This is a genomic window from Olsenella sp. Marseille-P4559 (genome assembly GCF_900605015.1).
Classification (GTDB): Bacteria; Actinomycetota; Coriobacteriia; order Coriobacteriales; family Atopobiaceae; genus Tractidigestivibacter.
In genome coordinates, this window is sequence record NZ_LR027574.1 from 316,706 (window position 1) to 337,164 (window position 20,459).

19 protein-coding genes are annotated in these 20,459 nt (G+C 63.9%); 16 read left to right on the top strand and 3 right to left on the bottom strand.

Features of this window, described 5'->3' with window-relative positions:
- Positions 1-91 precede the first annotated feature (91 nt).
- The gene (locus E0E00_RS07625; protein ID WP_130811939.1) at positions 92-274 is read right to left on the bottom strand and encodes an FmdB family zinc ribbon protein; all 183 of its coding nucleotides are present in this window, start codon (positions 272-274) and stop codon (positions 92-94) included.
- Positions 275-456: 182 nt separating this feature from the next.
- On the opposite strand from E0E00_RS07625, the gene E0E00_RS07630 reads away from it, so the two are divergent.
- On the top strand, positions 457-1,824 hold the full coding sequence (locus E0E00_RS07630; protein ID WP_165443614.1) for a thiamine diphosphokinase: 1,368 nt from the start codon (positions 457-459) through the stop codon (positions 1,822-1,824).
- A 330-nt stretch (positions 1,825-2,154) separates the two neighbouring features.
- Here the strand turns inward: E0E00_RS07630 and rpmB are convergent, their stop codons facing one another.
- Positions 2,155-2,343 (bottom strand): 50S ribosomal protein L28, encoded by a 189-nt coding sequence (gene rpmB / locus E0E00_RS07635; RefSeq protein WP_130811941.1) that lies wholly within the window; start codon positions 2,341-2,343, stop codon positions 2,155-2,157.
- 268 nt (positions 2,344-2,611) lie between these two features.
- Here rpmB and E0E00_RS07640 point away from each other — a divergent pair, with 268 nt between their 5' ends.
- From E0E00_RS07640 to ffh, 14 genes are all read left to right on the top strand, one after another.
- Positions 2,612-2,962, top strand: coding sequence for an Asp23/Gls24 family envelope stress response protein (locus tag E0E00_RS07640; RefSeq protein WP_130811942.1), 351 nt, complete (start codon positions 2,612-2,614; stop codon positions 2,960-2,962).
- Positions 2,963-2,992: 30 nt separating this feature from the next.
- Positions 2,993-4,663 carry a DAK2 domain-containing protein gene (locus E0E00_RS07645; protein ID WP_130811943.1) on the top strand — a complete coding sequence of 557 codons (1,671 nt, stop codon included), beginning with the start codon at positions 2,993-2,995 and terminating at the stop codon, positions 4,661-4,663.
- A gap of 6 nt (positions 4,664-4,669) precedes the next feature.
- Positions 4,670-6,880 (top strand): ATP-dependent DNA helicase RecG, encoded by a 2,211-nt coding sequence (locus tag E0E00_RS07650; RefSeq protein ID WP_130811944.1) that lies wholly within the window; start codon positions 4,670-4,672, stop codon positions 6,878-6,880.
- Complete coding sequence (rsmD, locus tag E0E00_RS07655; protein ID WP_130811945.1) at positions 6,877-7,461, top strand: 16S rRNA (guanine(966)-N(2))-methyltransferase RsmD; 585 nt, start codon at positions 6,877-6,879, stop codon at positions 7,459-7,461. Before E0E00_RS07650 ends, rsmD begins: the two co-directional genes overlap by 4 nt.
- Positions 7,454-7,963, top strand: coding sequence for a pantetheine-phosphate adenylyltransferase (gene coaD / locus E0E00_RS07660; RefSeq protein ID WP_256386421.1), 510 nt, complete (start codon positions 7,454-7,456; stop codon positions 7,961-7,963). The genes rsmD and coaD overlap by 8 nt, the downstream gene beginning before the upstream one ends.
- Positions 7,964-8,077: 114 nt before the next feature.
- Positions 8,078-8,575 (top strand): ATPase, encoded by a 498-nt coding sequence (locus E0E00_RS07665; RefSeq protein WP_130811946.1) that lies wholly within the window; start codon positions 8,078-8,080, stop codon positions 8,573-8,575.
- Between the two features lie 5 nt (positions 8,576-8,580).
- The gene (locus E0E00_RS07670; protein ID WP_130811947.1) at positions 8,581-9,213 is read left to right on the top strand and encodes a DUF177 domain-containing protein; all 633 of its coding nucleotides are present in this window, start codon (positions 8,581-8,583) and stop codon (positions 9,211-9,213) included.
- Between the two features lie 121 nt (positions 9,214-9,334).
- Positions 9,335-9,514: a 50S ribosomal protein L32 gene (gene rpmF / locus E0E00_RS07675; protein ID WP_130811948.1), complete on the top strand. Its 180-nt coding sequence runs from the start codon at positions 9,335-9,337 to the stop codon at positions 9,512-9,514.
- 100 nt (positions 9,515-9,614) lie between these two features.
- Positions 9,615-10,604, top strand: coding sequence for a phosphate acyltransferase PlsX (gene plsX, locus E0E00_RS07680; protein ID WP_130811949.1), 990 nt, complete (start codon positions 9,615-9,617; stop codon positions 10,602-10,604).
- A gap of 77 nt (positions 10,605-10,681) precedes the next feature.
- On the top strand, positions 10,682-10,921 hold the full coding sequence (gene acpP / locus E0E00_RS07685; protein WP_130811950.1) for an acyl carrier protein: 240 nt from the start codon (positions 10,682-10,684) through the stop codon (positions 10,919-10,921).
- A 22-nt stretch (positions 10,922-10,943) separates the two neighbouring features.
- Positions 10,944-11,696, top strand: coding sequence for a ribonuclease III (gene rnc, locus E0E00_RS07690; protein ID WP_130811951.1), 753 nt, complete (start codon positions 10,944-10,946; stop codon positions 11,694-11,696).
- A gap of 24 nt (positions 11,697-11,720) precedes the next feature.
- On the top strand, positions 11,721-15,263 hold the full coding sequence (gene smc / locus E0E00_RS07695; protein WP_130811952.1) for a chromosome segregation protein SMC: 3,543 nt from the start codon (positions 11,721-11,723) through the stop codon (positions 15,261-15,263).
- Positions 15,263-16,165 (top strand): signal recognition particle-docking protein FtsY, encoded by a 903-nt coding sequence (ftsY, locus tag E0E00_RS07700; RefSeq protein WP_130811953.1) that lies wholly within the window; start codon positions 15,263-15,265, stop codon positions 16,163-16,165. Before smc ends, ftsY begins: the two co-directional genes overlap by 1 nt.
- Before the next feature lie 2 nt (positions 16,166-16,167).
- Positions 16,168-17,541, top strand: coding sequence for a signal recognition particle protein (ffh, locus tag E0E00_RS07705; protein WP_130811954.1), 1,374 nt, complete (start codon positions 16,168-16,170; stop codon positions 17,539-17,541).
- Positions 17,542-17,881: 340 nt separating this feature from the next.
- Here ffh and E0E00_RS07710 read toward each other — a convergent pair whose 3' ends face one another.
- A complete protein-coding gene (locus E0E00_RS07710; protein ID WP_130811955.1) occupies positions 17,882-19,342 on the bottom strand; it encodes a L,D-transpeptidase in 1,461 nt (486 codons plus the stop codon).
- Between the two features lie 194 nt (positions 19,343-19,536).
- Here E0E00_RS07710 and E0E00_RS07715 point away from each other — a divergent pair, with 194 nt between their 5' ends.
- On the top strand, positions 19,537-20,358 hold the full coding sequence (locus tag E0E00_RS07715; protein WP_130812639.1) for an RNA methyltransferase: 822 nt from the start codon (positions 19,537-19,539) through the stop codon (positions 20,356-20,358).
- Positions 20,359-20,459 lie beyond the last annotated feature (101 nt).

The following is a 20,459-nucleotide window of genomic DNA, read 5'->3' on the forward strand; positions in this document are numbered from 1 at the left end:
CGCGACACAAGCCAAGGCCCCCGTCGAGAAGCGACGGAGGCCTTGGGCTGCTGCATGTTGCCTGTAGGGTGCGGATTCTGTACCGCGAGAGCTACTTCCCTCGCTGGTCGGTGTTATAGAACCCCGATCCCTGGAAGACAATTCCCGAGGTCTCGAACACGCGCTCGGCCTCGTGGCCGCACTTGGGGCAGTTCACCTTGGGATGAGCGCTCATGGGGTGCTCGACCTCGAAAGTCGAACCGCATGAGGGGCATTTGTAATCATAACGAGCCATATTCTTCTTCCTCCGGAAGCTTGGTGCAGATGCTGTATGGTATCTCGGGCGGGCGCGACAGCGTCTAAGCCATGGGATACTTTACCCAACTGGACAGGTTGCTGCCAGCTCACGCTGGGCTCGCCTGGGGACAACACCGAATCTGCTCGCGACGTGACGGCTGTGTGCCGCAGGGAGAGACGATGGCTTTCAAGGGTGCCATTTTCGACTGTGACGGAACGCTCATTGACTCCATGCCCATGTGGGGCAGGGTCATGAAAGAGGTCGTTCAGGCCCATGGCATCCAAAGCGCCGGCGATGACTTCTTTCCCCGCATCGAGAAGGTCAGTCTCCTCGACGGCTGCCGGACAATCCACGACGAGCTGGGCGTGCCTGCGTCGCCAGAGGAACTCTACGAGGAAGTCGCAGCCATCGTTCGGCGCCATTACGCGCATGATGTCAAGCTCATGCCCAGGGCCAAGGAGTTTCTCGCGGAGCTTGACGCCGCTGGCGTCCCCATGGTCATCGCGACCTCGACGCCGCTGCGCGAGGTTCGGGTGGCGCTTGAGGTGCACGGCATTTCTCGCTTCTTCAAGGACATCGTGACAACGGAGCAGGTGGGGGAGCGCGACAAGGAATTCCCCGACGTCTATCTTGAGGCGGCTCGGCGCTTAGGCACGCCGGTGGGGGATACCTGGGTCTTTGAGGACGCGCCATTTGGTGTGCGTACCTCCAAGCGTGCGGGCTTTAACGTCGTGGGGCTTATGAATGACCACGACGGTCGAGACGAGAGGGATGTGGAGCCCTGGTGCGACATATACGTGCATGGCTTCGCCGAGCTCTCCGTGGCACTCATCAAGGACTATGCAGCGCCGACGCCGCAGACTGCAGAGGTGCCGTCCGACGCGAATCCGCTGCGTGCCCTTGTGGTGGACGGGTCGCCCACGCCAAGCTCACCGGAGCTGGTCGCGCGACTTGCCGCCGAGGCGGACTACGTTGTCGCAGCGGATTGCGGTGCCGAAACATGCCGGGCAGCCGGCGTGGCGCCAAACGCGTACTGCGGCGACCACGACTCCGTTTCCGCGGCGACAGGTGCCTGGGCGAGCGAGCAGGCTGGCCGCACAATCGAGTTTCCTTCCGAGAAGTACGCCACGGACCTCTCGCTTGCCATCGATTGCGCACGCCATGAAGCTGCGCGACAAGGGCGCCCGCTGCGCCTGACGGTGACCTGCGCGTCTGGCGGGCGTCCGGACCACGCGCTGGGAGTGGTGGGCCTTCTCGCCAGCGCTGCCGACGCCTGGCCCGCGTTGGTGGAGGACTCCTTCGAGATGCGTATTGTCGCCGCTGGGGGCGCGTCGGAGTGGCGGCTTGGCGAGAGGGCAGAGGGCCATACCTTCTCTGCAGTTGCTGTGGCGCCGGGGACGGTGATTAGCGAGTCGGGCATGAGGTGGTGTCTCGAGAAGCGTCCGCTTGGGCTTCTCAACGACCTAGGAATCTCGAACGTGGTGGTGAAGAAGGACGCCGTGGTCTTAGTGAGCTCGGGTGCCGTTGCGGCATTTTTGTTGAGGTAGGGAGTGCCGGCGTGGCTGGTGGTGGCCGATGCGGCTGGCCCTGGCGACGGCCGGCATGCCATGCTTTTCGGGCATTTAGGCTCCTCTAAACGGCGAGAGTCTGCGGAGCCGTTGTCAAGGCGTGAGAAATCGCCGTCTAAGCATTGCTAACCGTTCGGATTTTGCGGAGCCGTTATCCACCCGTAGAAAATTGCCGTTTAAGTGGGACTAAACGTTCGAGAAACTTCTAAACGGCGAAAAACAACAAGCAACTGGAAAGAAGAAGGCTCGACCAAAAAAGGGGCCGCACCAGAACGGCGCGGCTCCGCGTGTCACATGCAATCCAGAGGACTACCCGCGAACGAGGTTACCCTTCTTGAGGCACCTGGTACAGACGTTCAGCTTCTTGCGCCGGCCGTCGACAACGACGGAGACGCGCTGGATGTTTGGCTTGAACGTGCGAGCAACCGTGCGATGGGAGTGGCTGATGGAATGACCGGCAACGGCGTGCTTGCCGCAGATATCACAAACCTTCGACATGACCTTGACCTCCAAAGTGCGGCGCTCGCGCGCCCGTTAATCAACAAGCAGCCTTGCAAATATACCACTTGGGGTGTTTCTCGCAAGGGATACACACAACTTCTTGGCATTGTCCTCGTCGGCGTTGGGCTGGGACCCGTCGGGCTGAGACCCCCGTCCGCACCCCTCCGCAGGACGGTCACGCGTTTGCACGAGCCTGCGCTATAATCACATGGATTTTGTTGTTTCTATCGCCCCCGCACCCACGAGGGCTTTGAGAGGAGACCCCATGGCCGGTGTCGTTCCGGGAGCGCTCAAAGTTTCTAACGACTGCATTGCAGATCTGGCTGGCTACGCTGCGCTGGAGTGCTACGGTGTCGTTGGCATGGCGCTCATCGACGAGCAGGGCGGCGTCGCTCAGCTCCTGCCCACAAACCGCCTGCGCCGCGGCATCGACGTCAGCGTCACGCCTGATGGTCACCTCTCGGTCGACCTCCACGTCGTTGTCGAGCAGGGCGTCAATATGGCGTCAGTCGTCAACAACCTCACCAGCTCGGTCAAGTTCATCCTTAAGCAGATTGCCGAGCTTGACGACATCAAGGTCACTGTCCACATCGAGGGCCTCCGCTCCAATCGCTAGGCCGCTGAGAAAGAACCGAGGTCCAATAAGATGATTGCGTCAGTCATCCGTACGTGCTTCCCCGTGGCGGCGAACGTTGTTGCCGATCGTGCAGAGGAGATCAACAAGCTCAACGTCTTCCCCGTTCCCGACGGTGACACCGGCACCAACATGTCGCTTACCCTGGGAACCGTCGTCAAGGAGGTGGAGGCGCTTTCCCAAGACGCCACCATCGAGGACATCGCCAAGGCGATAACCCACGGCTCACTCATGGGCGCGCGTGGCAACTCGGGCGTCATTACCTCCCAGATTCTCCGTGGCCTTGCAGAAGGTCTCTGCGATGCCAAGGACCAGGACAATCCCACTTCCGCAGACATCGCGCACGCGTTCCGTCGCTCGGTCAAGGTCGCCTTTAAGGCAGTTCGCAAGCCGGTCGAGGGCACGATCCTCACCGTCCTGCGTGACATGTCTACTCGCGCCGACCAGCTCGAGAAGGCCCGTGTCTCCGCAATCGAGATGCTCGACGCACTGGTCATCGAAGCGTACGAGTCTGTCGCCCGCACGCCCGAGCTCCTGCCCGTTCTCAAGGAGAACGGCGTGGTAGACTCGGGTGCCTTTGGCTTTGCCACCTTTTTCGAGGCCTTCGTGAACGCCGTCGAGGGCAAGGCCGGCGAGATCTCGGACTTCAAGACCACCGTCGACTCCGAAGACGCCAAGGCGGCCGTCTCCTCCAAGGTCGCCATCGAGCTCAACGATGACTGGGAGGGTTCCCAGTACCGCTACTGCAACGAGTTCCTCTTCCACGCCAACAACGAGTCGTTCGACCACGACGCGGCGCTTGCCTTCCTTGCCACCATGGGCGACTGCGAGCTTCTCGTGGGTGAGTACCCTGACTACAAGGTGCACGTGCACTCCAACACGCCCGACAAGGTCCTTGCCTACATGCTCGAGTACGGCCAGATCTTTGAGGTCTTCATCCACAACATGGACCTCGAGGCTCACGAGCGCACGGCAAAGATTGCTGCGGACAAGGCCGTCGAGCAGAAGGCCCCCAAGAAGCCCCTGAGCTTTGTCGCAGTTGCCGCAGGCTCCGGTGAGGCGTCCATCCTCACCTCCCTTGGCGTCGATGTCGTTGTCTCGGGTGGTCAGACCATGAACCCCTCGACCGCCGATATCCTTGCTGCTGTCGAGAAGGCCAACGCCGAGAATGTCATCGTGCTTCCCGACAACGGCAACATCCGCATGGCCGCCGAGGCGGCGGCTTCTGCCTGCGAGGACGTCCATGTGGCCGTGGTTCCCACCAAGACCGTGCCCCAGGCCTTCTCGGCAATGTTTGTCGCCGATCCCGATGGTACCCTCGAAGACAACGTCGATGCCATGACCGAGGCCATCGCCGAGGTCCGTGGCGGCGAGGTCACCCGTGCCGTGCGCGATTCCCAGGCGGCCGACGGCTCGCCCATCCACGCCGGTGACGTCATGGGCATCGAGGACGGGGACATCATCGTCGTCGGCTCGTCGGTGAAAGACGTCACGGTCGAGCTTGTGCATCGCATGCAGGAGGCGGAAGAGGGCGACACTCTCACCATCCTCGCGGGCGCGGACCTCGATGACGCTTCGTTTGAGGATATCGTCGCAGCCATCTCGGCTTCCGAGCCCTCGCTCGAGATTGACTCCCACCGCGGCGAGCAGCCCCTCTATCCCATCGTCTTCTCTATCGAGTAGTGGCCCATGGGTGTCCCGCATCCGTCACCCGCAGCCGGTACTCCGAGCGTCGGGGCGGCTGCGGGACGCGTCGATAGGACGCTTGCCCTCACGGACGGCGTCTCGCGCCTGCGCTATGTCTCGTCGAGGGGCGCGTCATCGCGCCTCGACGCGCTGGAGCGCCTCGGCATCCACCGGGTGCGCGACCTCTTTCTCCATGTGCCACACCGCTATGTGGACTACTCCCACGTGGTGCCCATAAGCCATGCCGACCTCGGCAGCGAGGTGACAGTCGTGGGTACCGTCGACAAGGTCGAGCTCAAGCGGCCTCGTCCGCGTCTCACGGTGGTCGAGCTCTTCGTGGTTGACCAGACCGGCGTGCTCTCGGCAAGCTTTTTTGGCCAGCCATGGCTGGCTGAGCAGGTCAGGCGTGGCAACAAGATCGCGCTTTCCGGCAAGGTGGACTTCGCCTACGGCTTCAAGCAGATGCGTGCGCCCTTCCACGAGGTCCTGGAGCCAAACGCCAACGCCTCAAGCTATCGCCGGGTGCTGCCCGTGCATTCCGTGGGGGAGGGGATTACCACCTCATGGATGCGCCGCATCGTCTCGTGCGCGCTTGCCGACGTGGGCGACGTGGCAGATTGGATGCCCGCGACGCTTGTGGAGCGCCATGGGCTCATGACGCTTGCGCGCGCCGTCCGCGAGGTCCACTTCCCACAGAGCCTCGCCACGGCGGAGGAGGGGCGCCGGCGCCTTGCCTTTGATGAGCTCCTCTGCCTTCAGGTGGCCCTTCTCAGCCGTCAGGCCATCGAGCTGGGGGACGTGCGCGCAACCACGCATGCAAGCTCGGGGCCGCACATGGACGCCCTTCTCGCCGCGCTGCCCTTCTCGCTCACCGACGAGCAGCGCCACGCCGCAGATCAGATTCTTGCCGACATGGCCGCTCCCCGCGTCATGAACCGCCTGCTTTTGGGCGACGTGGGCACGGGCAAGACGGCCGTGGCCGCCGTGGCCCTGGCAGCCGTGGCAGACACCGGGACCCAGGGCGCTGTCATGGCACCCACCTCGGTTCTTGCGCGGCAGTATGCCGAGAAGCTCGGGCCCATTCTCGATGCGGCGGGCATCACGTGGGCGCTCGTCACGGGTGCGACCCCGTCCGCCGAGCGTGCCGAGGCAGCCCGCCGCACGGCCGCGGGCGAGCTCTGCGTGACCTTTGGCACCACCGCCCTGCTCTCCGATGACATCGCGTTTGCCCGTCTCACGTTTGTGGTCGTCGACGAGCAGCACCGCTTTGGCGTGGACCAGCGTGCGTCGCTGCGTCGCAAGGGTGCGGGGGCAGACCTTCTCGCCATGACGGCAACGCCCATCCCACGCACGCTTGCGCTCTCGATCTACGGCGACGTCTCGCTGTCCTGCATCCGCAATCGTCCAAGAGCCACGGCCGGTGTCACCACGCGCATCGTCACGCCCGAGAACCTCGACCTCGCCTACGGCTCCATTCGCAGCGCCGTCGAGGCGGGCCACCAGGCCTATGTGATCTGTCCCCTGGTAGACGACGCCGACTCAGGTGACGGCCTGGGAAGCGACCTCGACGACGTTCCGGAGTCGCAGCGCAGCAAGGGCACTCGCGTGCGCTCTGCCACCTCGACTCTGGCCGAGCTCTCCGAGCGGGTCTTTCCAGACCTCGCATGCGCCCTGCTCACCGGTCGCATGTCTGCTGCCGACAAGGACGCCGTCATGGAGGAGTTCCGTGCGGGCAGGGTGGATGTCCTGGTGGCCACAACGGTGGTTGAGGTCGGCGTCGACGTGCCCAACGCAACGGTCATGCTCATACACGACGCGGACCGTTTTGGTCTGGCGACCCTGCACCAGCTGCGTGGTCGCGTGGGGCGCGGCGACTGGCCGGGCGAGGTCTGGCTCTCCTGTGCCGCGAAGCAGGGGACACCGGCCCGCAAGCGGCTCTCGGCCCTTGAGAGCACGGCAGACGGCTTTGAGCTGGCGCGTCTCGACCTCAAGCTGCGGCGCGAGGGCGAGGTCCTGGGGTATCGCCAGCATGGCGGCATCACGCTGCGTGTGAGTGACCTTGCGGTGGACGAGGACCTCGTGGTTGCGGCCCACGAGGACGCGCAAGAGATCTTCGCCAAGGACCCCTCTCTTTCCGGCCCCGAGCTTCGCCCCATGGCGCTCGAGGCAAGGGACCGCTTTGGCGTCTACTTTGAGGAGCTGGACAAGGCATGAGGGTTGTTGGTGGCAAGTGGGGCGGAAGGTCCCTGGAGTCTCCCGATGGGCGTGGTGTCACCCGTCCCACGACGGACCGCACACGCGAGGCCATGGCGTCGATGATTCTCTCGGCACGTGGGCTTGACCTTGGTGGTGCCTCGGTGCTCGATGCCTTTGCAGGCTCGGGTGCCATGGGGATCGAGCTCCTCTCGCGCGGCGCCGCGCACTGCACCTTCATCGACCAGGATTCACGCGCCGTAGCCCGGGTGCGCCGCAATCTGGGACTGGTTGGTGCCGAGAAGGACGTGTTCGCCGTTCTCCGTGGCGATGCCTGTCAGCTCGCCGAGAGGGGACGCATTGCCGGAGCACCTTTTGACGTGGTGTTTCTCGATCCGCCCTATGCCCTTTCGGTGGCCCTTGTGAGTGATATGCTCAAGCATCTCTCTGCGCATGGCGCGCTCTCCCCTGGGGCAATCGTGGTCCACGAGCGCTCCGCCGAGGCCCCAGGGCTTGACGTGGCGGGGCTTGCCCCCGTGCGAACCAATCGTCACGGCATCACCTGCGTGGACCTCCTCGAGAAAGGATCGGACGTTGGCTAGCAATCTCTGCACGCATGTGGTGGTGCCTGGCACCTTTGACCCGGTGACCCTGGGCCACATGGACGTCATTCGCCGTGCCCGAAAGCTCTTCCCGCGGGTCACGGTTGCCGTAGCGGAGTCGCGGCACAAGCGTGACACCGGCACCGAGTTCACGCTCGAGGAGCGCGTTGACATGCTCAAGGGCGCCCTTCTCGACGACGGGATGGAAGACGGTGTCGAAGTGGTGCCATTCTGTGGGCTGCTCGTTGATTTTTGCAAGAAGCAGGGCGCGGGTGGCGTGGTCAAGGGCCTGCGCGCCACCACCGACTTTGAGTACGAGCTGCAGCAGGCCGACCTCAACACCTACATGGCACCCGACCTCGAGTCCATCTTCGTCATGTCAAATCCCCAGTACGGCTATGTCTCCTCCTCTGTCGTGCGCGAGATCGCGGCCATGGGGGGAGACGTTGACTTCCTCGTTCCGCCCAACGTTGCCGTGTGCCTCCGTGCGCACTATGCGTGAGCTTTAGCTCCTTTGAGGACTTGAGGCTCTTTTCTGCTACCATCAAAGTGATATGCCCCTTGGGCAGCGCACGGGCATGCCCGAGCAGTGGCCCGTATTTGAAAGGAGACCTGGATGCAGCCGGGTGAGGAAATAGAGAGCCTGGTCGACGAGCTCGAGCAGCTAGTGAACGAGGCGAAGTCCCCGCTTACCGGCGGCGGTCAGAAGAAGATCGTCGACTCGCAGGATGTGTACGAGATTCTCGACGAGATTCGCAGGGTCTTCCCGCAGGAGTTTCAGGATGCCCGTCGCATCCTGAAGGAGGAGCAGGAGACGCTCGACCGTGCCCAGCAGCAGGCCGACAGCATCATCGCTGACGCCCAGCAGCAGGCCATGATCCTCGCCGGCGACCAGGAGGTCGTGCGTCTGGCCCAGCAGCAGGCCGACAGCATCAAGGACCAGGCCGCCCAGTACGAGCGCGACACCCGCTACAACGCCGAGGAGTACGCGGACACCGTCCTCGCGCATCTCGAGGAGAACCTCAAGTCGCTTACCAACTCGGTCTCCCGCGTTCGCCAGACGCTCGACGAGAACTCCGGCCCGCGCAACACGTCGAACAACGTCCCCTGGTAAGCGTCATGCAGCCAGTCGTCTTTGCGCTTGACGCACGCCTTGGCGAGGCAGGGGACACTCTGCCCCTCAAGGGTCACCTCGACGAGAGGTCCTACTCGCTGGGCGAGCGTGACTTCTCGCTTCCCGAGGGCATCGACTACGACCTCATGCTCACCAACGCCGGCGAGGGCATTCTCGCCACCGGCATTCTCACGGCACATGTGGTTGGCCCGTGCGATCGCTGCCTGAGCGATGCGGAGTTTGACGTGAGCGGCGAGGTCGACGAGTACTACCTCTTCGAGGAGCCCGAGGATATGGGTGGTGGTGACGATGAGGACGAAATAGACTTCTCTCTTGTCTCGGCAGACAGCACCATCGACCTCTCTGGCGCGCTTCTCTCGGCCCTTGTCATGGAGACGCCCTTCGTGGTGCTGTGCCGCCCGGACTGCAGGGGTCTTTGCTCCGTCTGCGGCGCCAACCTCAACGAGGAGGGCTGCGGGCACGCCGCCCAGATGGAGGAGGAGCGCCTGAAGTCCAGTCCCTTTGCGGTTCTCGCCTCACTCGATTTGGGCCATGAGAAGCATGACCAGGACGTCGTGCCGGAGGCCGGGGGTCAGCTCCAGAACGCTCCCCAAGGCGGCGCGTCTCACGCAGAGTGAAGATATTGCCACAACTAGCGCATGTGCCGTATTGCGTGGTATAGTCATCGGCGCATGATTTTTGGTCAAGTTGCCCCGCGTCTCCACGAGGGGCGCGGCGTAAGAGCAAGAGAGGTTCAAGATGGCAGTTCCTAAGCAGAAAAAGGGCCGTGCAGCCACGCACACCCGTCGTTCGGCCAACAGCAAGGTCGCCACTCCGGCCCGGTCCGTGTGCCCGCGTTGCGGTGCCCCCAAGCTGCCGCACCACGTGTGCCCTAACTGCGGCTACTATAAGGACCGCGAGGTCGTTGTCACCGAGTAGCCTCATACCAGCAACATGGCCTGGGAGGTCGGTCCCTTCTGGGGTCGGCCTCCTTTTTTAGTCGCGCACGCGAGTGCCTCGTTGCGACCTTGGAGGATGCATGACCACAATTTGCGTTGATGTCATGGGATCGGATCGGGAACCCTCCGTGCTGCTCGAGGGCGTTTCCATGGCGCTCGAGCGCGATCCCGAGCTTAAGGTTCTCGTAGTAGGCGATGCCGTGGTGGTTGAGCCCTTCGCCCGTGACCACGAGCGTACGAGTGCCCTTGTGACCACTGGGGTCATTGGCATGGACGAGCACCCTGCAAACGCGGTGCGCAAGAAAAAGGACGCAAGCATCGTGCGCGCGGCCGCTGCGGTTCGCGCGGGCGAGGCAGACGGCCTCTTCTCGGCTGGTTCCACAGGTGCGGTGCTCACGGCAGCCACCTTCGGCATTGGCCGCATCAAGGGCATCCGCAGGCCTGCGCTCACCCTTGCCATCCCCGGCGTCACGGGCAAGAAGACGGTGTTTCTCGACTGTGGTGCCAACGCCGACGTCCATCCAGACACTCTCGTGCAGTTTGCGCATATGGGGTGCGCCTACGCGCAGGTGGTCCTTGGCATCGAGGAGCCGCGCGTGGCACTTCTCAGCAATGGCTCCGAGGACACCAAGGGCTCCGGGCTTGCGCTCCAGTACCACCAGGCACTCAGCGAGGGCAACTGCGGCTTTGTGGGCAACGCCGAGGGCAACGACCTCCTCGCCGGTACCTTTGATGTGATTGTTTCCGACGGCTTCACTGGAAACGTTGCCCTGAAGGCCGTCGAAGGCACAGCCAAGTTCATCATGTCGCGCGTTAAGGCTGCGACGGGCAACTCCAAGAGCGCGGCCCTGGGGGCCCTCATGCTCAAGCCTGCGCTCAGGTCCGTTGCAGGCGAACTCTCGGGCGACGAAATGGGTGGCGCCGTCCTTCTCGGCCTGCGCGCGCCCGTGGTCAAGGGTCACGGCAGCACCAGTGCCGAGGCCGTTGCCAACGGGACGTTGGCCTGTGCACGCGCTGCTCGAGGGCGGCTCTGTGAGCGCATTGCCAAGGTCTGCGAGACGGCCGAGTAACGGGTACCATATGCTTCGTGCGCATGGCGGCTTCGTCTTGCGCACGAGCCATCCATTCAATCCGCAAGGAGGAACCTATGGACCATGACGCCATTCTCGAGAAGGTTACCTCGGTCGTGAACGAGACCCTCGAGGTCCCCTCGGGCGTGAAGCTCACTGAAGGGACCGCCTTCAAGGACCTCGGCGCAGACTCGTTTGACCTTCTCGAGCTGGTCACCGCCCTCGAAGACGAGTTTGACCTCACCTTTGACGACGAGGCCCTCGAGAAGATCGCCACCGTGGGCGACGCCGCGAACGCCATCGAGGCCGCTCAGTAGGCAAGCAGGGGAGTTCTCTCATTTGGACACGCATGAACAGATCAGTGAGGTGGAGCGCATCTGCGGTCACCACTTCACCGACAAAAGGCTCATAACGTCTGCCATCACCCATCCTTCGGCGGTGGAGGGCAAGCCCGTCTCGGCTTCGTATGAGAGGCTCGAGTTCTTGGGTGACTCCATCCTCGGCGCCATCGTTGCCACGGAGCTCTTCGAGCGCTTTCCTGCGCTCGACGAAGGGGCCCTTACCAGACTCAAGATCTCGCTCGTCTCTGGCGAGACGCTCTCCGAGATCTCGGGTGACCTGGGCATCGCTCCGCTCATCATTGTGGGCGAGTCCGAGAAAGGCACGCATGCTCGCGGCATGCACTCCGCCCTGGAGAACGTCTACGAGTCCATCGTGGGTGCCCTGTACCTGGATGCCGGCTATGAGGATACCAGGGCATTCGTTCTGCGCACGCTCTCCTCGCACGTTACGCCCGAGCTTGTCGACAAGCTCTCCGAGCGGCCCATCAACCCCAAGTCTCGCCTTCAGGAGATTACGCAGCGCGATCTTCGCCTTGCCCCCGAGTACAAGCTTGTGGGCGAGAAGGGGCCCGCCCATGACCCCACCTTTACCTCGGTCGTGCTGGTCGACGGCAAGCGCGTGGGCAGGGGCTCCGGCCCGTCCAAGAAGAGTTCCGAGAACGCGGCCGCTGCAGATGCCCTCGAGCGCATGGGGCAGGGCGGCGACCCTGGCGCAGATGCCAGCGCCCCTGGCGACACGACCGGGTACTAGGCACAAGAAGCGAGAGGACCACCCTTGTATCTGAAGTCGCTCACCCTCAAGGGCTTCAAGTCCTTCGCCGACAGGACTGCCATGACTTTTGACTCCGGTCTCAACGTGGTCGTGGGCCCCAACGGCTCGGGAAAGTCGAACGTCTCGGACGCAATTCTTTGGGTCTTGGGTGAGCAGAGCGCCAAGATGCTCCGTGGCCAGGCCATGGAAGACGTGATCTTTTCTGGTAGCTCGGCCAGGCCCGCCGTGGGCGTGGCCGAGGTCACGCTGGTGCTCGACAACTCCGACCACACGCTGCCCATCGACTTTTCCGAGGTGGGCGTCACACGCAGGATGTATCGCTCGGGCGAGTCCGAGTACCTCATCAACGGCGCACCCGCGCGCCTCATGGACGTGCAGGATATCCTCCACGACTCGGGCTTGGGCAAGGACACCCACTCGATCATCAGCCAGGGCAAGCTCGACTCCATCCTCCAGAGCCGCCCCGAGGAGCGTCGCGAGCTCATCGAGGAGGCGGCCGACATCTCCAAGCACCGTCGCCGCAAGGAGCGAAGCCTGCGCAAGCTCTCCTCGATGGATGACAACCTTGCGCGCGCCAAGGCGATCGAACGCGAGATAAACCGCCAGCTCAAGCCCCTCGAGCGCCAGGTCGACAAGGCCAAGCGCGCACACGACATCACAGAGCGCCTCACTGAGCTGCGCACACGGCTTGCGGTGGACGACCTGCGCCAGCTGCAGGCATCCTACGGGACGCTTTCCGCCCGCGGCCGCGAGGCCGATGCAGCCGTAGAGCTTGCCCAGTACCGTCTGGACGAGAAGTCTGCCGAGCTCGAGAAGTACCAGTCGCTTCTCGAGCAGAAGGGCCTCTTCGTGGGCGACCTCGGCGAGCAGCGCCGCCGCATGCAAGACATCCTCGGCCGCATGGACTCGGACATGCGCCTTTTGGAGGAGAAGGGCAAGAACATGGTTTCTCGTCTCTCCGAGATGCGCATGCAGCTCTCCACCATGCGCAAGCAGCGTACGGACGTGACCGAGGAGTACGAGCGCGTGGCCGGTGACCTCTCGGATGCCCGCGTGCGCCAACGCGAGCTCGAGGAGGGCATGGACGCGCTCTCGAAGGCGTCGCGCGAGGCTGTGGCGCGCCGGCGCGAGCTAGAGGATACGCTCAGCAAGCGCCAGGCAGACGAGCGGCAGGCTAGGGCCGAGGCGGATAGGGAGACCCTCGCCTTCGCCAAGCTGGAGGACCAGATTTCGAACGCCGAAGTCGAGGATGGCATGTACAGGAGCCGCCTCGAGCAGGTGGCCGAGACCCTCGCCACGACCGAGGAGGCCCTGGCAGAGCGCAGGGAACGCAAGCAGCGCCTGGAGGCTCAGCTCGCCGGCGCCCGTGCCAGGGCAGAAGCGCTCAGCGGCACCATCGCGGAGGTCCAGGCTGCGCTCAAGCGCGCTCGCGACGAGGAGCGCTCTGCTCGCACGAAGCTCTCGTCCTCCGAGGCGACGCTTTCGGCACTGCGCTCGGTTGATGCCAACATCGAGAAGGCAAGCCCACTAGCCGAGGCTGTCTCGAAGGGTCGTGCGGCGGGCCTTGTCGAGTGCCGCCTGGCAGACCTCATCGATGCGGACGAGGCGACGGAGTCCCTCGTCGAGCGCCTGCTCGGCGATGACCTTGCTGCCTTCGTGGTGGCAAGCGCAGCCGACGCCGGCACGCTTGCAGCGTCTGCGCTCTCGCAGGGACGGACGGAGGGCAGGGCAACCGTGGTCTTCCGCGAGGCCATGCCTGGTGCGGGTGCGGATGATGGCGCCCCTGGCGAGCCCCTCATCGACCGCCTGCGCGTCTCTGACGCCGCACGCCCGCTGCTCTTTGCGCTGCTCGGCGATGTGAGGCTTGTGGGGAGCGTCGACGAGGCGATTCGGGCCCACCAGGCGGTGCCGGTGCTCACCTACGTCACGCACGACGGTGTGACCATGATGCCCGATGGGCGCTGCGTCATCGGCACCGCTCCTTCCACCGAGGCGGGCGCCCTCGAGCGCAAGCGCCGCATCCGCGCCCTCGAGGAAGGCATGGACGGGCTCCGGAGTGCACTTGTTGCCGCAACTCAGGAGGTCGCATCCGCCGAGGTCGCACTTGCCGAGTCCCGCGAGGGTGCGGCGTCGGCCAGGGGTGAGGTCGCGCGCCTCTCGGGAGAGCTCTCCTCCGTCACGTCTGAGATGGGCCGTCTCGATGCCCAACGCCAGCGTGCCGCAGACGAGCAGCGCCAGGTCACGCGCCAGCGCGATGCCGCCTCTGGGCGCGCTGCCGACGCCCGCTCGCACATCAAGGACCACAAGGCTGCGGCAGCTGCCGCCCGTGCCAAGGCAGAGGTGCTCTCGGCAGGCCTCAGCGACCTGCGAACGCAGCGTGACGAGGCCGTGCGGGCCCAGGGCAAGGCGTCCCACGAGCTCTCGGACGCTCGCCTCGAGCTTGCCATGGCCAAGGAGCGCGCGAGGAACCTCTCGTCTCGCGAGCGCGAGCTTGCCAACCGCAAGCATGACCTCGACGCCCGCATTGTGGCCACCGAGGGGGGCTCGCGCGCTCTCGAGGTGGTGCGCCTGCGCGTGGACCCTCTTCACGACCGCTACGATGCCATCCGTTCTCGCGCGCTTGACTGGGCAGCACGCCTCAAGGACCGAGCGTCTCTGGCAGAGGCGGACTCCGACTCCCTTAAGCGCATGATTGGCAACGCCAAGTCTGCCGTGAACGATGCCTCCGCGGAGCTCACCCGCGCCCGCGATGCGGCCTCTGCGGTCAAGGTTGACCTTGGCCGCCTGGAGGTGCAGGTCCAAAACGCCATCGAGGCCATTCAGGCAACGGGCACCGTGCTCGACGAGGCGCTTTCGCTTCCCGCGCCGGAGGATCGTGAGGCCGCCGAGCGCGAGGCGAACCAACTTGAGTCCCAGCTTGCCTCCATCGGCCCCGTGAACGAGGTCGCGATGGACGAGTACGTGCACCTGAAGCAGCGTGCGGACTACATCGGTGAGCAGGTCCAGGACCTCGAGGCGGCCCGCGTTGCCTTGAAGAAGATCAACGCCGCCATCGACCGCAAGATGCGCAACAGGTTCCTCGTGGTCTTCGACAAGGTGAACGAGAACTTCACGCAGATCTTCTCGATGCTCTTCCCGGGCGGCCATGCCCACATCGAGATGACCAACCCGGACAACCTCTCCGAAACGGGCGTCGAGATCGTGGCGCAGCCAAGGGGCAAGCGCATCACCAAGATGTCGCTCATGTCGGGCGGTGAGAAGTCGCTTACGGCGCTGGCGCTGCTCTTTGCGGTATACAGGACGCGCACGGTGCCCTTCTACGTGTTCGACGAGGTGGAGGCCGCGCTCGATGACTCCAACCTCTCTAAGTTCCTAGACGCCATCGAACAGCTCAAGGACACGACGCAGCTCATCGTCATCTCTCACCAGAGAAGGACGATGGAGCAGGCAGACGTCCTCTATGGCGTCTCCATGCAGGCCGACGGCGTGAGCCACGTCGTCTCTCAGCGCCTCGACAAGGCTACTGGAAAGGTGGTCGATGCCTGATGGGCTTCTTCGACAGGCTCAAGAGCGGCCTCTCGCGCTCGCGCGAGGCCATCAACGAGATCTTCTACATGGGCGGCGAGGTCGACGAAGACTTCTGGGAGGACCTCGAAGACACGCTCGTGATGGGCGACATGGGAGGCGAGCTTGCCATGCGCGTGGCCGATGACCTGCGAGAGCAGGCGGCACGCGAGAACCTCACGCGCTCGGATCAGCTGCGCGACGCCCTCGCCAACCGCCTTGCTCAGGAGTTCCACACCGCCGAGCGCGACCCCTTCGAGGACGTGCCGTCGTGCGTGCTGTTCGTGGGCATCAACGGTGCCGGCAAGACCACAACGGTGGGCAAGCTCGCCGGGCGCGCTCGCGGGGAGGGAAAGAGCTGCCTTATCGGTGGCGCTGACACCTTCCGTGCGGCTGCCATCGAGCAACTCGAGGTATGGGGACGTCGCGCGGGCGTGGACGTCATCACGCGCGAGCGCGGGGCGGACCCGGCAAGCGTCTGCTACGACGTGGTCGAGGAGGCCGAGAGGTGCGGCACCCAGCTGGTCCTCATCGACACCGCCGGGCGTCTGCACACCTCCTCCGACCTCATGCGCGAGCTTGCCAAGGTGGTAAACGTCACGCGTAGGCGCTGCACCTCTATGCCGGTTGCGGTTGTTCTCGTGATTGATGCTACTACCGGCCAGAATGGCCTTGCCCAGGCAAAGGAGTTCAACGATGCTCTCGACCTTGACGGGCTCGTCGTGACCAAGCTTGACGGAACCGCCAAGGGTGGCATTGCGCTTGCCATCTCCGATCAGCTGGGGCTGCCCATCTACCGCATTGGGGTGGGGGAGTCCATCGACGACCTTGAGACCTTCAATGCGCTCGACTTCTGCCGTGCGCTCGTTGGGGAAGGAAACTAGCCATGTTCAACAGTCTCTCCGACCGCCTTCAGGACACCTTCGAGAAGCTTCGCGGCAAGGGCAAGCTCACCGAGGCCGACATCAACGTTGCCATGCGCGAAATTCGCATGGCGCTGCTCGAGGCAGACGTCAACTACCGCGTGGTCAAGGACTTTGTTGCCTCCTGCAAGGAGAAGTGCCTCACGGCCGAGGTCCTCGACTCGCTCACGCCGGCGCAAAACGTTGTGCGCATCGTGCTCGACCAGCTCACCGAACTTCTCGGCACGACCGATTCCAAGCTGGTGCTGGCGCAGAACCGCACACCCAACGTGATCATGCTCGTGGGCCTGCAGGGCTCGGGCAAGACCACGGCAGCGGCCAAGCTAGCCTATCTCCTCAAGGGACAGGGCCATTCTCCGCTGCTTGCCGCCTGCGACACGCACCGTCCTGCGGCAGCCGACCAGCTGGCCACGCTTGGTGGCGAGATTGGTGTGCCGGTCTTTCGCGGAGACGGCAGGGATGCGGTCAAGGTTGCCTCCGAGTCGATTCGCCAGGCCGTCGACCACCTGAACGACATCGTGATCGTGGATACCGCTGGCCGCCTGCAGATCGACGAGGAGATGATGCAGGAGGCGGTCGCCATCAAGCAGGCCGTGAAGCCCGACCAGATCCTCATGGTGGTTGACGCCATGACCGGCCAGGACATCGTGAACGTTGTCCAGACCTTTGCGGAGCGGGTGGACTTCGATGGCGTCATCATGTCCAAGCTTGACGGTGATGCCCGTGGCGGCGGCGCGCTCTCTGTTCGTGCGGTAACGGGCAAGCCCATCAAGTTTGTCTCGATGGGCGAGAAGCCCGACTCGCTTGAGGTCTTCCACCCCGACCGCATGGCCAAGCGCATCCTGGGCATGGGCGACGTCTACGGCATCATCGAGCAAGCCCAGAAGGTGGCCGACCAGGAGCAGATCGACGCTGCAGAGCGCATGCTGCGCGAGGGCTTCACGATGGATGACCTGCTCAACCAGATGCAGCAGATCAAGCGCATGGGTGGCCTTGCCAAGATCCTCTCCGCCTTGCCTGGCGGCGACCGCGCGATGGCACAGCAGGGCGGCGTGGACGAGAACTCGCTCACGCGCATCGAGGCCATGATCCACTCCATGACCAAGGAGGAGCGTGTAAGGCCGAAGATCATCAACGGACAGCGCAGGAAGCGCATTGCCATGGGGTCTGGCCGCAGCGTGCAGGAGGTCAACCAGCTCATCAAGCAGTGGGGCGAGATGAACAAGATGATGAGCAAGATGCGTGCGGCTACCCAGGGTGGCAGCAAGAAGCAACGTCGCCAGATGCAGTCGATGATGCGCGACATGGGCATGCCCGGAGGGCGCGGCTGGAGATGAGACAGGGGGACAGTCCCTTTGTCTCATCTCACTCGAGGGACTTTTTGGCAGAAAGGCACGAATGTGCGTACGCACCACCAGTGACTTTTGACGCGGCTCCGACATTTGCCCAGTTGGCCGGGTGGGCTATGGCAGAAATGGGCGGTTGAGCGTACGCACGAAGCCAGAAATCTGACAATCGGACTCCTACGAGGAGCCATTTGGGCGGAAAGGTGCCGTCGTGCGTACGCACAAGGGGTGATAGTTGCCACTGTCGACAAAAGCTGCCATCGGGGCGATCACAGGGCGCCTGTCCTTCTCGGCGCCTGTCTGCGTCTGTTGCGTAGCCGGTGTGCGCGGCCTACTCGTGGATGATGACGACGTCACCCACGTTGCACAGCGAGTAGAGCTGCTCGCCCTTCTCGTACGAGAGGTTGATGCAGCCATGGCTGCCGTTCGTGAGGTAGATGTCGCCACCAAAGGCCGAGCGCCACGGCGCGTTGTGGAAGCCCATGAGGTTACCAACGACGCCCATCCAGAAGTCGACGTGGCTCACCCACTGCGGATTGCCCGACTCGTTGTTGGGGCCGACGAGCGTCGATGGGCTCTGCTTGTTCGTGATGGTCCACGTACCCTGCGTGGTGCTGCGGTTGAGGTTGGGCTGACCGGTCACGATGTCAGCCTCCCAGATAACGGAGCCATCGGAGTCAAAGAAGATGGCGTGCTGGTCGGAGATGTCGACGTCGATGAAGCGCGTGGGCCAGTCCTGCCCACCGGGGTTGTACGTGGCAGCAGAGTCGTAGCAGGGAAGCTCAAGCGTGGTGGGAGAGCCGGACACGATGTTTCTGTAAATGTCCTGAGCTGCCTCGATGCCGTTGATTGACCACCCGTAGACACCGCCGGCGGCAACGGACTCCTGGACGCCATCGGGGCGCGTGTAGGTGCGCGCCGTGCCAACGGAGTCGGTCTTAGCGGAGAGGTCGCCCTTTGCCCATGTGGTGATGGCATCCTGGTCGAGGGTTATCGAGAGGTCGTCTCCAATGGTCACCCACTGCGAGATGAGGTCGGCGTCAACGGTCGTGACCTCGGTGCCTCCCAGCGTGAGCGTGACGGTTGCCCCGAGCATGGCGTTTGCGGTGCTCAACGCAGCGTCGACGGACTCTCCGCCCTGAAGCGATTCGTCTCCCAACTCGATGGAGGTGGCAAGTGAGCGGACCTTCTCTGCGATGGTCTGGGTGGCGCTTGCCTGGTTGATGCGATTGGCCTGCGCCGTGCCCGATGCCACATAGGCCTTCTTCTCGGAGTCGTAGGAAATCCCTGTGGTGTTGGTCCCATCGTCCGCCGCGGCCACGGCGCTCACGGCGTTTGCAAGTGCGGTGGAGATGCCCGTTGGGTCAAGGCTCACATAGGTGGAGGCGTCTCCGGTGGAGAGGCTCTGGTCCTTGCCCTGCGCCAGCTCGACGGGCCACGCCCAAGGGCGCTGTTGGGCTATGGCGGCACGTGCGGCAGCCTCCCCATCGTAGGCGAGGGAGACGTCGGCCGCAGCAAGGTCGAACGACACTCCGTCACCGGAGACGGTCGCCTTCCAGCCGGACACCTTGGTTGTCGAGAGCGAGGTGGCTACGTCATTCACGCTCATGAGCGAGACGTCCTGGCCGTCGAGGGTGGTCGATGGCATGAAGAAGAAGCTGAAGTATGCCACACCTCCCAGGTAGATGGCGAAAATGACGGCGAATGCGATGGACAGGACAATGATGGGGCCACGGCTCGAGTGCTTCTCCGGCTTGCTTGCGAAGTGAGCGCCGTGCGTAGATTGTTCCATGGTGATGGCAGTTTCCCCTCAACATCGGGCGGTTTGCCGCCTCGGTATACTTGTCATGTTTGTCTATAGTAGCCCAAGGCGGCGTGGCGTCCGGCTGTGATAGAGAAAAGCTCCAAAGGCCACGATGGCTTGGGCGCCCGCCAAGGCGCGAGATGCTACTAGGCAGTTCGTCGAGGAGGACGGAATTCGTGGACATGCAGGTTATACGCATCGAGACCGCCGAGGATGCGCGGGTTGACGCCTACGTTAGGCTCACCGACCGCCAACTTAGAAACAGGCTTGAGCCCGAGAAGGCCGTGCTCATCGCAGAATCGCGACTCGTCGTGGAGGTTGCGCTGGATGCGGGTCTCGAACCCCTTTCGTTTCTGGTGGACGACGCAAGGCTCGAGTCATGCGCGGACCTCATTGGGCACGCGGGCTGTGTCGCATACGTCCTTCCGCACGACCAGATGGAGCTTCTCACGGGCTTCAATGTGAACCGGGGGCTGCTCTGCGCCATGCGCCGGCCTTGCCCTCGCACGGTTGACCAGGCCCTCCTCGGCGCTCGCCACGTTGCCGTCCTCGAAGACCTTGTCGACGTCACCAACGTAGGCGCGCTCTTCCGCTCGGCCGCGGCTCTCGGTGCCGATGCCGTGCTCCTCTCTCCACGCTGCGCAGACCCCTTGAGCAGACGGGCGGTGCGCGTCTCGATGGGAGCGGTCTTTCGGGTCCCATGGGCGCGCGTCGAGGGGAACGCCTGGCCGGAAGGCATCGTAGACCTCCTCGATGACCGTGGCTTTACCTGCCTCTCGATGGCGCTCGAGAAGGAGGCCGTGCCCATAGACGACCCGTCGATAGCGTCTGCCGATAAGGTCGCGCTCTTCTTTGGTTGCGAGGGCTATGGGCTCGACCGCAAAACCCTAGACGCCGCCGGGCGTTCCGTGATCATCCCGATGTCGAATGGCATCGATTCGCTCAATGTCGCCGCATCCTCGGCGGTCGCCTTTTGGGAGCTCTTTGCCCGCAGGCGCCGATAGCCTGACGCGGCCGGCGACGCCAGCCGCGCGCGTCCGTGCGTCTCGCCGAAATCACGGCGCCTCTCTTGCCTCGCCGGTACAGACTGAGACGATACAGCCGA